The 14,478-nt window shown below is 66.9% G+C and carries 10 protein-coding genes; 4 read left to right on the top strand and 6 right to left on the bottom strand.

All coding sequences use genetic code 11. The annotated features are described in order from the left end of the window. The first annotated feature begins 71 nt into the window (after positions 1–71). The gene (locus C1931_RS10795; protein WP_108756331.1) at positions 72–2,066 is read left to right on the top strand and encodes a DUF4034 domain-containing protein; all 1,995 of its coding nucleotides are present in this window, start codon (positions 72–74) and stop codon (positions 2,064–2,066) included. 146 nt (positions 2,067–2,212) lie between these two features. Here C1931_RS10795 and C1931_RS10790 read toward each other — a convergent pair whose 3' ends face one another. Together C1931_RS10790 and C1931_RS10785 are read right to left on the bottom strand one after the other, a co-directional pair. Next, positions 2,213–3,100 (bottom strand): carbon-nitrogen hydrolase family protein, encoded by an 888-nt coding sequence (locus C1931_RS10790; protein ID WP_108756330.1) that lies wholly within the window; start codon positions 3,098–3,100, stop codon positions 2,213–2,215. Continuing rightward, a complete protein-coding gene (locus C1931_RS10785) occupies positions 3,097–3,687 on the bottom strand; it encodes a GNAT family N-acetyltransferase (RefSeq protein ID WP_108756329.1) in 591 nt (196 codons plus the stop codon). Before C1931_RS10785 ends, C1931_RS10790 begins: the two co-directional genes overlap by 4 nt. Positions 3,688–3,762: 75 nt before the next feature. Here C1931_RS10785 and C1931_RS10780 point away from each other — a divergent pair, with 75 nt between their 5' ends. Next, positions 3,763–4,164 (top strand): ketosteroid isomerase-related protein, encoded by a 402-nt coding sequence (locus tag C1931_RS10780; RefSeq protein ID WP_108756328.1) that lies wholly within the window; start codon positions 3,763–3,765, stop codon positions 4,162–4,164. A 24-nt stretch (positions 4,165–4,188) separates the two neighbouring features. Here the strand turns inward: C1931_RS10780 and C1931_RS10775 are convergent, their stop codons facing one another. Continuing rightward, positions 4,189–4,437: a hypothetical protein gene (locus C1931_RS10775; protein WP_108753237.1), complete on the bottom strand. Its 249-nt coding sequence runs from the start codon at positions 4,435–4,437 to the stop codon at positions 4,189–4,191. A 655-nt stretch (positions 4,438–5,092) separates the two neighbouring features. Beyond that, positions 5,093–7,711 carry an autotransporter outer membrane beta-barrel domain-containing protein gene (locus C1931_RS10770; RefSeq protein ID WP_234412803.1) on the bottom strand — a complete coding sequence of 873 codons (2,619 nt, stop codon included), beginning with the start codon at positions 7,709–7,711 and terminating at the stop codon, positions 5,093–5,095. A 351-nt stretch (positions 7,712–8,062) separates the two neighbouring features. Between C1931_RS10770 and C1931_RS10765 the strand changes: the two genes are divergently transcribed. Then, positions 8,063–10,414 (top strand): GH92 family glycosyl hydrolase, encoded by a 2,352-nt coding sequence (locus C1931_RS10765; protein ID WP_108756326.1) that lies wholly within the window; start codon positions 8,063–8,065, stop codon positions 10,412–10,414. 226 nt (positions 10,415–10,640) lie between these two features. Here the strand turns inward: C1931_RS10765 and C1931_RS10760 are convergent, their stop codons facing one another. Next, on the bottom strand, positions 10,641–12,062 hold the full coding sequence (locus C1931_RS10760) for an aldehyde dehydrogenase family protein (protein ID WP_108756325.1): 1,422 nt from the start codon (positions 12,060–12,062) through the stop codon (positions 10,641–10,643). Positions 12,063–12,174: 112 nt separating this feature from the next. Between C1931_RS10760 and C1931_RS10755 the strand changes: the two genes are divergently transcribed. Further along, positions 12,175–13,101 carry a LysR family transcriptional regulator gene (locus C1931_RS10755; protein ID WP_108757734.1) on the top strand — a complete coding sequence of 309 codons (927 nt, stop codon included), beginning with the start codon at positions 12,175–12,177 and terminating at the stop codon, positions 13,099–13,101. Between the two features lie 24 nt (positions 13,102–13,125). Here the strand turns inward: C1931_RS10755 and bla are convergent, their stop codons facing one another. Then, positions 13,126–13,965 carry a subclass B3 metallo-beta-lactamase gene (gene bla, locus C1931_RS10750; protein ID WP_108756324.1) on the bottom strand — a complete coding sequence of 280 codons (840 nt, stop codon included), beginning with the start codon at positions 13,963–13,965 and terminating at the stop codon, positions 13,126–13,128. Between the last annotated feature and the right edge of the window lie 513 nt (positions 13,966–14,478).

Genomic DNA, 14,478 nt, shown 5'->3' with positions numbered 1-14,478 from the left:
CTCTACCGCCGCGTGGGGCGCTGACTGGCGGCGCTATAATCCACCCGTGCTGTCGCTCTGCTTGAATTCCAATGAACTCTCCGCTTTCCGCTGAACCGCCGCGGCGCCTTGCCGCGCCCGCACTCTGGGATGACCTGCTCGCCCAGCGCTTCGCAAACGTCCAAGCCGCGTTGCCAGATCTGCTTGCCAGGCAGGACGCTGAAGGTGGCGCGCACGCGCTGGCCGTGCTTGTACCGCCGCCGTTGCAGCCGATCAACGCTCTCTGGCAGGCGCTGACGGTGTGGCAACGGCAATCGCCGCAGGCCGATGAACCGTTGCTGCTGGCTGCGCTGGTCTGGGACCGCATCGCGGTGGATGCGCGCGGCTCGGGCTGGTCGTCTGCGGTGGGCGAGGGCGCATGGTCCACTGTGCAGGCCGCGCAGACCGCGTTGTTCGTGCATGCCGTCGCCCTGGCCGATCGCGGGCCGCTGTGCTGGCCGCTGCTGCACCAGCTGATGCGCAGCGTGGCAGCGCTGGGTGTTCCGGTGTGGATGAGCGACTGGATGCACGATGGTTTTCACCCGGCCGACGGCGCTGGCCCATGGCGCGACATGCAGTCGCTGCTGGATGCGTGGATGGCCGACGCGCCTCGCTTGCCTGCCTTGCCGGCGCAGATGCCCAGCGCGTGGGCAGCCGCCATTTCTCGGCCGCCGGAGTTTGATGCGGACGGCGAGGTTATCGACGATGGAGAGGACGCATCGCGCGAGGTCACACTGGCCTGGTTGCAGATGGGACTTCAGGCCGCAGGGCATGGCCTGCCGCTGCTGGATACCTATGCGCGTCTGCGCACACCTCGATGGGGCGGCAGCCATGAGGAGATCCTTGCCTTGGCCGACGGTCCATTGGCTGAGGGTCTGGATGCATCGCAACGCAACCAGCTGCGGATGATCGCCTGGCTGGATGCCATTGACGTGGACAGCATCGACACCGACGATCGCGGCGCCGTGCAGCAGGCCTTTGCCCGGGGCATGGCGCTGTTGGCGCAGCCGCAGTCGGCGCTGGAGCGTACCGGCATCCATCTGCAGTTGGCCGAACTGGCCGCGCGGGTGGACAACACAGAGGTGGCGGCAGCGCACTACGCTGCGGCAGCCGACCCCAGTGTTCCGCGTGGGTTTGACGATCATCAGTTGATGCGCATGCTGCACTCGGCCGCCGCGACCGGCATGGGCGACTGGCTGGCGCCGGTGGTGGCCCGGCAGTGGCGCACGTCCGCGTGGGCAGCGGTGTTGCACGGCGTGCTGCTGGACACCGGCTGGTGCGGAGCTCTGCGTGATACGGCGCAGGCCGAGGCCGCGTACCGGCAGGCGGGCGTGCTGATGGCTGTGCCTGAGCCGGGCGCGGACTGCCCGTTCAACGACGTGTATTACACCTTCGACGATGCCGAGCAGCACGGCGCGCTGCTGCATATGGCGCAGGTAGGCGCGGAGCTGGGCTTCCCGGAAATGCAGGCAGCGCTGGGGTACCACTATTTTGAGCATGCGCCGGCGTACGACCCGGCGCTGGCCATTCAGTGGTACAGCCGTGCTGCCGCGCAGGACAGTGGGCGCGCGCTTTACAACCTCAGCCTGATCTACGACCGGGGTCTGGAGGAGGGCGGCATTGCCGGCATCGACGTTGGCGCGCTGGTGCACCTGTCCAACGCCTGCGAGTTGCGCTGCCTGGAACTGGCGGCGACGGAGGCGGGGTGGGGTGAGCGCATGCAGCGCCGCGTGCGCAGCTGCGTGGCCGGGGTGGGCTATTACCTGCGCACGCAGGTGCCTGCCGAAGGCCGCCTGCCGCGTCTGCTGGAGACGCTGGGTTTCTGGGCAGACCACGATTGGACACGGGCGGCCTGGATGCTGGCGCAGTACTACGCCTCACGTAGCGATAGTGAGTTTGATCGCGCGGTAGTGTGGGTCGAGCGCGCGTGCGCGCAGCAGCCGGAAGACGATGACGTGCTGGCGCTGCGGGCTGACCTGCAGCGCGGCCTGTTTGGCAGCCGACGCTACCGACAGGCACTGGAGCGCGTAAGCGACGGGGTTCTGTAGAGTCGAGCTTGCTCGACTGTTCTTGCCTTTGCGTAGAGTCGAGCTTGCTCGACTGCATTTGCTCTTCAGCCGAGCATGGCTCGGCTCTACAGATAGCGGCAGTCGAGCAAGCTCGACTCTACCGGAGCAGTCGAGCAAGCTCGACTCTACGGGGCCGATTGCATGTGTATGTTGAGCTGCTCTGGCCAGTCGCGGTACAGGGCGACCTGGCCTTCGCGGCGCACGGCGGCGACGGATTTCGCATCAATCTGCCCGATCAGCCAGCGGCTCTGTTCGGTGAACACCGCTTCGCTTTCGCACAGCACGCCATTGGCCGGCATGCCCCGGTCCGCCGGTACGTACAGCGCGGCGCGGCCGAAGTTCATGTCTACCGAGGGGCTCCACGGTGCCCGGCCGGCGGTGGCCGATACCAGTACCGGCATCTGGTTTTCCAGCGCTCGCGCCTGCGAACCGATGCGCACGCGGTGGTAACCGGCTTCGGTGTCGGTGCAACTGGGTGCCAGCAGCAGGTCCACGCCGGCTTCGGCCAACCGCCGCGCCAGCATCGGGAATTCGGTGTCGTAGCAGATCAGGATGGCCAGGGTGCCGAGGGGCGTTTCGAACACACGCAGCCCCTCGCGACCACCGGCGATATTCCATTCCTCGCGCTCGAAGCGGGTCATGATCTGCTTGTCCTGGTGGCCCAGCAGACCGTCTGGACCGAACAGGAAGGCGCGGTTGCGATAGTGGCCATCATCGTCCAATACCGGTGCCGAGCCTGGGCAGAACCAGATCTGGTGGCGCTGCGCGATCTGTTCGCACAGTGCCTGCCAGCGCGGCAGCAGTGCCTGCATGCCGGCGATCGATGCGGCCAGATCGCTGCGCTGCGCGGCGGGCAACTGGCCGGTCAAGGTCATGGCCGCGTACTCGGGCAGCAGCACCAGCTGCGCGCCGGCGGCGGCAGCTTCGGCCGCGTGTGCGTCCAGATGGGCGGCATAGTCGTCCCACTGTTCAATCAGTTCGATGGCGTACTGGCTGGCGGCGAAGCGGATCATGCGCGCAGATCCTTCAGCCAGAACGACATGGGCTTTGCGCTCGCGTGGGCTTCGCCCACGTCGCGCCAGCGGAAAGTGGTGTGCAGCTCCGGGTGGTGTACATAGCCGCGCTTGTGCCAGAAGGCGTCCAACGGAACGTAGTCGCGTGGGCGGGCCGGGTGGTCCAGTGGGCGCTGCACGGCGCTGAAGCAGCAGATGTCGAAACCACCGGACTGGCGCGCATGCGCTTCGCGCTCCTCGAAGAAGCGCACGCCCAGCCCCTGGCCGCGGTAGGCCGGCAGCAGCACCGATTCGCCGAAGTAGAAGATGCGCTGCGGGTCCCACGGGCCGGTGAGGAAAGGCGCCTGGAATTCTGCGGTTTCTTCGCACAGGGGCAGAGCTGTGGACGCGCCCACCACGGTGTCGCCGTCCTGGGCCAGCACGATGATGCTGCCGGGGGCGGCGGCGTAGGTGGCCACGTAGTCGCGCTCGTAGCCCAGGTCGCCTTCGTACAGGTAGGGGAAATCGCGGAAGACGCCGATGCGCAGGCGCGCCAGGTCGTCCAGATACGGGGCGGCGGCGGCCCCCTGCAGCGTGGTGATGCGCACGATCGCTCAAGCCCATGGATACTGGGGGTGAGTATAGGCTATGCTCCGCAGCCCGCCCACCCTCAGGACACCCCCATGAGCGCCACCGACGTCATCCATGCTTACTATGCCGCCTTCAACAGCGGGGATATCGAGGCCTTCGTGGCCCAGGTGACCGACGATGTGGTGCACGACATCAACCAGGGTGGCCGCGAGGTGGGCAAGGACGCGTTCCGTGCGTTCTGCCGGAAGATGGCCCGCTCCTACCGTGAGCAGTTGACCGATATCGTGGTGTTCGGCAATGCCGACGGTACCCGCGGGGCGGCCGAGTTCACCGTGAACGGCCAGTACCTGGCCACCGACGAAGGCCTGCCCGAAGCCACCGGCCAGGCCTACGTGCTGCCGGCCGGCGCCTTCTTCGAGATTCGTGATGGCAAGGTGGCGCGCATCACCAACTACTACAACCTGCCGCACTGGATCGCGGCGGTGGGCGGCTGAACGCTTTGCCGGTCGCCCGGCAGCTCAATGCAGGGTGACCTTCAGATACTGCTGGCGCAGCTCGTTCAGCAGCCGGCGGCCATGCTGGCTGAGCGCCATCATCGCCACGCTGATCTTCTGTACGTTGTAGCCCGGCCGCGTGTGCGCGGTAGGGTCGGCCGGTTCGTTGTCGCTGATCATCAAGGCCATGCCCTCGGCCGAACTGAGGGCGTGGTCGATACGGGACAGCAGGGATTCCACTTCCGGGGTCAGGACAGGCGGTTGCGGTGACATGTGATGGCTCCTGGCAGGACAGGCCACCGGTAAGGTGGCGGGCGATGCGGGGTTGGAACTTCGGCTGAGCTACACGAAAGGCCGAGGGCCATAAGGCCGCCGCGCACCGCCCGCCGTAGTTACGGCAGGCAGCTCGTGTAGTTCATTTCGGGGTTCCACACCCGGCGGCGGTGTATCCGCTGCGGGGGCATCGTGCGCAGGTTCTGCTGGGCATTGCCATGGGTTTGCGTGGGGTGGCTTGGATGAAGCGCAGGCCGTCAAGCGCGGTTGATGCGCAGCGGGGTGCAAGCGTCAGAGGTAGTCGTAGCCGAGCCGGCTGGTGCGAAGTATTGCGTGCAGGATGAAGCAGGCCCCATCTCCCCAAGCAGTCGTTCCCACGCCAGAAGCGACGCCGCCGACCACGCTTTTGTAGAGTCGAGCTTGCTCGACTGCTCTTCTGTAGAGCCGAGCCATGCTCGACTGCTTCAACACCAGCCGAGCATGGCTCGGCTCTACAGAAAAGGCCCCAGGCATTGCCGGTTCCCCGCGAAAAGCCAGTCGAGCAAGCTCGACTCTACGGGCCGGGGGGGGCGAAACAGGGCCCAGGTGCAAGGGCCCACCTGGGGTGAGACGTTGTGGAGCCGGGCTGGGCCCGGCCCCACAAACACGCACTCCCTTACCAGCTGTAGCTCACACCCACCTGCGCACTGGTCTGGTGGAAGCCACTGGCCTTCTGCAACGACAGCCCGCCCCACGCGCCCACGCCGTTGGCAAACTTCAACGAGGCACCGGCACTGAACTCGCCGCGGTTACGTGGGATGCGCGCATCGACCACTTCATCATCCATGCGGATCTGCGATTTACTGCGGGTATGCAGCCAGTTGGCGGCCACATACGGCTGCACATCCACCGCACCATTGCCCCAGCGGGTCACGCCGGAAAGACGCACGCCCGCACGCCCGAACATCCCATCGGCATTCTCGGCACCGACCACCGTGCCGTTGGTTTCGGTATGGCGATAATCGTCCCAGCGGCTGTAGCCGACCTGCAGTTGCGGTTCCAGGTAAATGCCGCCGTTGCTCGCACCGCCCACGCGGATGGCATAACCGCCTTCCACCGCACCCTGCCAGGCACGGCTGTCGTAGCGCTCATCGGCCAGGCCGATGCCTTCCACGCGGTTGCGGAACTGCGCCCGCTGCACCGAGCCATCCACATAGAAGCCGGCATACGGGTCGCCGCCGCTGCCGCCGCGCCAGGTGCCGTACACGCCCAGCGCTTCGCCCTTCACCTTGCCGCGGGCGTAGTAGCCGGTCAGTTCATTGGTGGAGGTGCTGCTGGCATTACCGGTGGACAGCATCACGCCCACGCTGCTGCCATTATCGGCGCGCCACAGGTCGGCACCGACGGTCAGCGCCTGGCTGTTGCCACGGATGTCGAGCTGGCGGCTGATCGCATCGAACCCGGTGCGCGATCCATCCACGCGGGCCCAGGCACGGCCGGCATTCTGGCCGGCATGGCGGTCGTGGTAGCCGACACGGAACATGCTCTGCGCGGCCTGCAGATTGGCCAGGTAAGCGCCGGGTTCGGGGCGCAGGACCGGGTCCGGATCCGGGCCGGGCAGCACCGGGTTGCACTCGGGCAGCGTCGGGTCGGTATCGCAGGGGTCAGGCTGGGTCGGCAGCTGGGAGCGCAGGTACCAGTTGCCATCGGCACCGGTGCCCTTGAACAGGAAGTACTCGTACTGACCACCCACCGCACGGCCTGCCAGGTTGAACTGGCCATTGGAGGCGCCACCGACCGAGATCAGCTCGATGCCCTGGCCGGTCTGCGCACCGGCACCGCCGACGTTGTTCACGCGCACGTTGGCCGTGCCGCTGGTATCGCCGCCGATGACCAGCTTGTCGGTGGCCGCGTCATCGCCGGCCAGCACGGTGTTGAACACAATCGTTCCGTCGTTGCCGGTGAAGTTGCCGGCTACGGTGAGGGTGTTGAAAGTGGCGCCATCGCCGAGTTCGACCACCGAGCCAGACCCCAGCGCCAGCGTATCCACCGAGCTGGCAGCGGTCAGGCGCCACAGCGACTGGTCAAGACTGATCGCGCCGCCATTGGTGATGGCGCCGGTGAGGGACGAGTTGGATCCCAAAGTCACATTGCCGGTGCCGCCCTCCGCCACGACGATATCGCCAAGCAGACGCGAACCCTCCACCGTCATGTCGGCCTGCACGCCGGTACGAACGTTGAGTACATTGCCACCATTGGCGTCGACCGTTGAGCCATTGCTGATCGAAATGGATGCCGTGTCACCGCTGCCAATGCCAGTGCCGACGAGGAAGGCATCCCCATTGCGGACGCTCAGGCTGGATGCATCCAGGGTAAAGGTCGCGTCGGTGGACATGTTTACGCCGGTTCTGTCGGCTTCGATCACCGTTCCGTTGGCTGCGCTGAATTTACCCCCGCTCATGGAAACGGCGGCGTCGTTCAATGATTGCCCAGTGCTGGTAAGCCTGCTCCCGGAAGCGGTGACTTCGGCGTCGCCCTGCAAGCGGACAGCAATAGCGCCCTCCAGTTGGGAGTTGCTGAGCGTTGCGGTAGCAGCCTGCGAGGTACCACGAACGGACAGCGCAGTCGCGCCCTTCAGCGTGGTGCCCGACACATCCAGGCTTCCGTCCACCAGGTCGACGGCCGTGAGAGCGCCCGTGATCGCGCTGTTGGTGACCGAAGCGGTTGATTCGTTGATCATCAGCGCTGCATCGCCACGCTCGCCGTTGGACGTTGCGGTTACGCCGTCCAGCGACAGGTAAGCGCCATTGTTCACGAACAATGCACGGCCTTCGGCAGCGATCGTGGAGCTGCTGATGGTTGCCGTCGAGCCCGCGCCAGAGACAAACAGTCCGCGCGCACCGCTGCGGATGTTCATGTCGTCGAGCGCCATCACTGTGCCGTCCTGCGCCGAAACAGCGTAGTCGTCGGGGACGGTAGGTGAAATATCAAGAAGACCGCCGGTGAGTTGCACCTGCGAGGCACCCAGCGCGGAAATTCCTTGCGACGTCCCCTGGATGGTGAAATCCCGGCCGGTCAGGTTGGCACTGCTAACCCTGATCTGCAGGCTGGCGGCACCGTCTTCCAGAAACAGTGCTGCGCCATCCGAGACATCCCAGGTCTCAACTGCATCACCCGGATTGACAGTATGGCTATTCCCAGGCCCGGTCACCGTACCGGCCCACACAGCCGGCACACTCAAGGCCAACGCACCGGCCACGGCCAGCGACAACGAACGACGAACAGCGATTTTCATGACGGAACTCCTGTTGATTCAAAACTTCAGGAAGACACCCGTACGCACTGCGTCAGCGCGCATCACACGCTAAAAGGCTGTGAAGCCGCTGTGATCCGGGTGTTCTTGCCTGCCGGGTGGCGCAGCGGAGATCGCGTCCCGTCCCGGCCGGTGTCCGTCCAGGCCACCGTCGGCTCCGCTGCGCCGTTAAGGCACCTGTGCAGTTTTGGGGGAGGGGCTGGATCGATCCATACAAAAAGTTGCAGTCGAATCCGGACAGGTCCTGTCGCGTATTGAACGGTTCAGCCGCAGCGCAACATGCCACCGGCGTGGGGCGGTGCTACTCTCTGACCACCACCTGAATCGATCCAAATGCCGATGCCCATGCTGGACCGTCGTCTCCTGATCGCTGTCGCCGCCACGGCGATGTTCGCTTCCGGCCTGGCCAGTGCGGCCCCGGCCCGAACCGCCGCCGACAAGGCCTATGCCTCGGTGGACCCGTTCATCGGCACCGGCGGGGAAGGCCACACCTACCCGGGCGCCACGCTGCCGTTCGGCATGGTCCAGCTCAGCCCGGACACGCGCATCCAGCCGCGCGAGAAGGCCTATGGCTGGGCCGCGGGCTACCGCTACGACGACAGCAGCATCGTCGGCTTCTCGCACACGCATTTTTCCGGCACCGGCCATTCCGATCTGGGCGACATCCTGGTGATGCCGTTCACCGGCACTCCGGGCCTGGAGCGCGGCGACCCGGAGAAGCCGCGCAGTGGCTATGCCTCGCGCTTCCGCCATGACGATGAAAAGGCCGAGCCGGGCTACTACGCGGTTACCCTGGACGACTACAAGGTGCGCGCCGAGCTGACCACCACCGCGCGCGTGGGCGTGCACCGTTACGCCTTCCCCAAGGGCGCCGATGCCAAGGTGCTGCTGGACATGCGCACCAGCATGTACGACTACCCGGGCAAGGTGCTGTGGTCGCGGGTGCGTGTGCGTGCCGATGGCACCATCACCGGCTTCCGTGAAACCCGCGGCTGGGCGCCGGGCCGCCAGCTGTACTTCGCCATGCGCTTCTCGCGCCCGTTGGCCGCCCACGAACTGCACAACACCGAGCAGGACATCGCCTACAAGGGCTTCCCGCCGCCGGGCCACCAGGACCCGAAGCAGCGCGCACAGATTGAAGGCCGGCAGCTGGTCGGCACCTTCGACTTCGGCAAGCTGGACGCGCCGCTGGTGGTGAAGGTGGCGATCTCGCCGGTGAGCGAGGCCGGTGCGATGGCCAACCTGGATGCCGAAGTGGCCGACTTCGATTTCGACCGCGTGCGTGCGCAGGCCAAGCAGGAGTGGACGCAGGCGCTGTCGGTGCTGGATATCGACGCGCCCGAGCATGCGCGCCGCAGCGCCTACACCGCGCTGTACCACACGCTGCTGGGGCCGACGCTGTTCATGGATGCCGATCGCCAGTACCGCGGCCCGGATAACGCCGTACACAAGGCCGAGGGCTACACGAACTATTCCACGTTCTCGCTGTGGGATACCTACCGGGCACTGCACCCGCTGCTGACCCTGGTGCAGCCGGAAAAGCGCAACAGCGATTTCATCAACTCGATGCTGGCCCATCATGAGCACAGCCCCTACGGCATGCTGCCGGTGTGGTCGTTCCACGGGCTGGAGGACTGGTGCATGATCGGCTACCACGCCGTACCGGTGATCGCCGATGCCTACGTGAAGGGCATTCGTGGCTTCGATGCCGACAAGGCGTTGAAGGCGATGGTGGAGACCGCCAACTACGGCCCCTATGACGGCATCGCGCAGTACCGCGAGCTGGGTTACGTGCCGATTGATGAAGAAGGCGAAGCGGCCAGCAAGACGCTGGAATATGCGTTCGACGACTGGACCATCGCGCGCATGGCCCAGGCGATGGGCAAGACTGAAGTGGCGGCGACCTTCGACAAGCGCGCCGGCAACTGGCGCAACGCCTTCGACAAGGACACCGGGTTCATGCGCGCACGCAAGCGCGATGGCAGCTTCCGTACCCCGTTCGACCCCAGCGCCAGCGGTTACGGCACCGACTACACCGAAGGCAATGCCTGGCAGTACTCGTGGTACGTGCCGCAGGACGTGGCCGGCCTGGCCGCCGCGCACGGTGGCAGCGACAAGCTGCTGGCGCGGTTGGATGAAGTGTTCAACGCCAAGGTCGATCCTTCCATCTTCGAGCACATGGAAGACATCACCGGGCTGATCGGCTGGTACGCGCATGGCAACGAGCCCAGCCACCACGTGGCCTACCTGTATTCGTATGCCGGGCAGCCGTGGCGCACGCAGGCGCGTTTGAAGCAGATCATGGACACCCAGTACGCCGACCGCCCCGATGGCCTGGCCGGCAATGATGACGTGGGCCAGATGTCGGCGTGGTACGTGTTCACCGCGCTGGGCTTCTACCCGGTGGCGCCGGGCTCGGGCGAGTACATCCTGGGCCGGCCGTTCCTGCCGAAGACTGCGATGCGCCTGCCCAATGGCAAGACGTTCACCATCGTGGCCGACGGGCTGGATGACAAGCACACCTATGTGGGCGGTGTGATGTTGAACGGCAAGCCGCTGCAGCGCACGTTCCTGCGCCACGACGAGATTCTGGCCGGAGGCGAGCTGCGGTTCACCATGCAGGCAGAGCCGAACAAGGACTGGCCGGGGCAGGGCGCGCAGGCGCCGTATTCGATGAGCCGGTAACTGCGGCGAAAGGGCGGAAACTGCTTCGGTAGGTGCCCACCCTGGTGGGCACAAGGAATCCGCTCTGGTAGGTGCCCACCTTGGTGGGCACAAGCGTGCCGACCAAGGTCGGCACCTACCAAGGCAGAGGCGTGCCGACCAAGGTCGGCACCTACCGGGCAGAGGCGTGCCCACCAAGGTGGGCACCTACCAAGGCAGAGGCGTGCCGCCCCATCCGTTGGTCGGGTTACTGCGCGGCCACTACAGTCTGCGGTTCCAGGAACGCTTCCAGGCCCCACTGGCCGCTTTCGCGGCCAATGCCCGATTGCTTCATGCCGCCAAACGGGGCCAGCGATTCGTGCTGCAGGGTGTTCACCAGCACGCGGCCGGACTGGATCTGCCGGCCTACGGCGGTGGCGCGCGGGGTGTCAGCGCCGATCACCAGGGCACTCAGGCCATAGGGGCTGTCGTTGGCAATCGCTACGGCATCGGCCTCGTCGCGGTAGCCGATGATGCACAGCACGGGCCCGAAGATTTCCTCGCGGGCCACGGTCATATCGTTCCGCACATCGGTGAACAGCGTGGGGCGTACTAACCAGCCGCGCTGCAGGCCGTCGGGGCGGCCTTCGCCACCGGCCAGCAGCCGCGCGCCTTCGCCCAGGCCGGTGCGGATGTAGCCCTGCACGCGCTCCCACTGCCGTTGGCTGACCATCGGCCCGACGTGGGTGGCGGGATCCTGCGGGTCACCGCTGCGCACGGCCTTCACCGCACGCGCCAGGGCGTCCTCGAATTCGGCACGGCGGGATTCCGGCACCAGGATGCGGGTGCCGGCCACGCAGGCCTGGCCGCTGTTGATGAAGCCGGCCTGCACCGCCAAGGCGGCGGCGCTGTCCGCGTCGGCGTCGTCGAGGATGATCGTGGGCGACTTGCCGCCCAGTTCCAGAGTGACCCGCTTGAAGCTGTCCGCGGCCGCGCGCAGGATCGCGCGGCCGGTGCCGGTGGAGCCGGTGAAGGAGATCTTGGCCACCTGCGGCGAGGCACTGAGCGCGGCACCGACATCGTGCCCGGCGCCGTTGACGATGTTGGCCACGCCCGGCGGCAACTGCGCGGCGTGCAGTGCCTGCATCACCACCTGGGTCTGCAGGCCCGACAGTTCGCTGGGCTTGACCACGGCCGTGCAACCGGCGGCCAGCGCGGTGACCAGCTTGGCGCAGATGAAGGCGGCGTTGCTGTTCCAGGGTGTGATGATGCCGGCCACACCCACCGGCAGGTAGTGCACCTGGGCCTGGCCGACACTGCGCTGGAACGGGAAGTCGGACAGGACCTTCATGGCGTCGTCGATCACCTGCACCGGGTGCTCCACCATCCAGCGCGAGCGCGCCGAAGGTGCGCCGTACTCGGCCAGCACGGCAGCATGCAGGTCATCGCGGCGGGCGGCCATGGCATCGCGGAAACGACCCAGCTGGGCCAGTCGTTCTTCCACGCTACGCGCGGCCTGGGCCGGCAGTGCGGCGTGGGCGGCGGCGATGGCGCGCTCTGCGTCTACCGCGTCGCCCAGCCGCACCTGGCCGATCACCGCTTCGGTGGCGGGGTTGTGCAGGTCGGCCAGCTGCTGGCCGTGCGAGGCGACGAAGGCGCCGTTGATGTAGTGCTGCTCGATGCGCTGCATGGCGAGGAATCCGTTGGGAAGGTGCGGCCAGTCTGTGCCCGCTCGACCGTGCTGGGAATCCGGTTTATGGTGGATGGGGAGTCCCGATTTCCGGGACTATGTGAGTGCGACCGTGCATCGATCCGGACTGGTGGAGCTGGAGGCCGTACTGGCCGTGGCCCGGCGTGGCAGCTTCCGCGCGGCGGCGCGCGAGCTGGGCATGTCCACCTCGGCGCTCAGCCATGCGGTGGCCAGCCTGGAAGCGCGGCTGCAGGCACGTCTGTTCCACCGCACCACGCGCAGCGTGGCGCTGACCGAGGCCGGCGCGCGTTATGTGGCGCAGGTGGGGCCGGCGGTGGAGGCGATCCGCGGCGCAGGCGACGCGCTTCACGAGGATGAGCGTGACCCCGGCGGCACCTTGCGCATCAACGTGCCGCCGGAAAGCACGCGCATGCTGTGTGGGCTGGTGGCCGAGTTCGTGCAGCGCTACCCGCGCGTGCGGCTGGAGATGGCCGCCGAGGCGCGGTTGGTGGATATCGTGGCCGATGGTTTCGATGCCGGCGTGCGCCTGCACGAGCAGGTGCCGCAGGACATGGTGGCGGTGCCGCTGTACCGCCAGCAGCGCATGCGCGTGGTGGCCGCGCCGGGCTATCTGGCCGCGCACGGCACGCCGGACACGCCGGACGCGCTGGCCACGCACGCGGCGATCCGCATGCGCCTGTCGCACGGTGGGCTGTACCGCTGGGAGCTGGAGCATCGTGGCCAGGTGCTGCAGGTGGACCCGCCGGCGCGGCTGGTGGTGGCCGAACTGCAGGCGGCGCGCGCGGCCGCGCTGGCCGGCGTGGGCCTGGCATTCCTGTCCGAATGGCACATCCGTGACGACGTGGACAGCGGCGCGCTGGTGCCGGTGCTGGACGCGTGGTGCCCGCCGTTCCCGGGCCTGTACCTGTACTTCCCCGGGCACCGGCACGTGCCACCGGCGCTGAAGGCGTTCACCGATCTGCAGCGCGAACGCGATGCTGCCGGGCTGGCGCCGGACGCGGTGCGCGCGGTTCCGTAGCCAGCCCCTGTTGTCGGAGGCGGATCAGCGCTGGCGCAGATTGCGCTCGGCGGCATCGGCATACGCGCTGCAGCTCAACGCCTTGGCGGCCGCGTCGTTGCCGGCGCGGTAGTTCCAGCCACTGGCGCCGGGGTGCGGGGTCAGCAGCAGATCGCAGGGCAGGCTGCGCACGGTGGCGAAGCTGCGCTGGAAATCCTGCGGCAGATGCGGGTAGCGCGGGTTGTCCTTCACCGTATAGCCCGGTGCGCTCAGGCTGTCCACATAGGCGATGCGCAGCGGTGCGCCGTTGCGGGTGTCGGTCCAGGTCCAGGCGGTGCTGCCGGGGGTGTGGCCGGGCACGAAGTGCGCCGTGAAGCGGATGCCGCCGAATTCGACGACTTCGCCGTCCATCACGATGCGGTCGGCCTGCACCGGCGGGAAGGTGATGGCATCGCCGAAGTGCAGGTCGTTGCTGCCGCCGCGCGCCAGCAATACGGCGGTTTCGGCGTTGGCCAGCACCTGCGCGCCAGTGCGGCGCTTCAGTTCGGCCACGGGGCCGGCGTGGTCGGCATGGGCATGGCTGAGCAGGATCAGGCGCAGATCGTGCGGTGCCACGCCACGCAGTTTCATGTTGGCCAGCAGATGATCGGCCATCTGGGGCATGCCGCCATCGAGCAGCACCGCGCCTTCGGGCGTCTGCACCAGCAGCGCGGTGAGTTCGGCAGTGCCGATCTGCCAGGTGTGGTCGGCAATCTGCAGCGGCGCGATGGGCTGCAGCCAGGCGCTGTCGACGGTGTAGGCCTTCAGTTGCGGCAGCGGCGCGGGCTCGGCGCTGGTGGCGGCGAAGGGCAGGGTGGAGAGCAGGATCAGGGCGAATGTGCGCATGGCGGTGGGTTGTGTGATGGCAGTGGGGACGCTATCACGGCGGCTGCGCGGGCCGTTTCGCGTATTTTTCATGGCAGCCATAAGGGCAGTGCGCATGAACGGTAGAGTCGAGCTTGCTCGACTGCTCCGTGCAACACGACCCCGCGCGGCAATGCGGCATTGCGCGAACGGCAGTCGAGCAAGCTCGACTCTACGGACAAGCAGCACGGCGCGTTGGACATGCTTGGTTGCCCATGACCGGTAGAGTCGAGCTTGCTCGACTGCTCTGTGCGGCATTGCGCGAACGGCACAAGCTCGACTCTACGGATAAGCAGCACGGCGCGTTGGGCATGCCTGATTGCCCATGACCGGTAGAGTCGAGCTTGCTCGACTGCTCTGTGCGCTCGACTGCTCTGTGCGGCATTGCGCGAACGGCACAAGCTCGACTCTACGGATAAGCAGCACGGCGCGTTGGGCATGCCTGATTGCCCATGACCGGTAGAGTCGAGCTTGCTCGACTGCTCTGTGCAGCAT

This window comes from Stenotrophomonas sp. YAU14A_MKIMI4_1 (assembly GCF_003086855.1).
GTDB lineage: Bacteria > Pseudomonadota > Gammaproteobacteria > Xanthomonadales > Xanthomonadaceae > Stenotrophomonas.
This window is presented reverse-complemented; position numbering and strand designations above follow the sequence as displayed.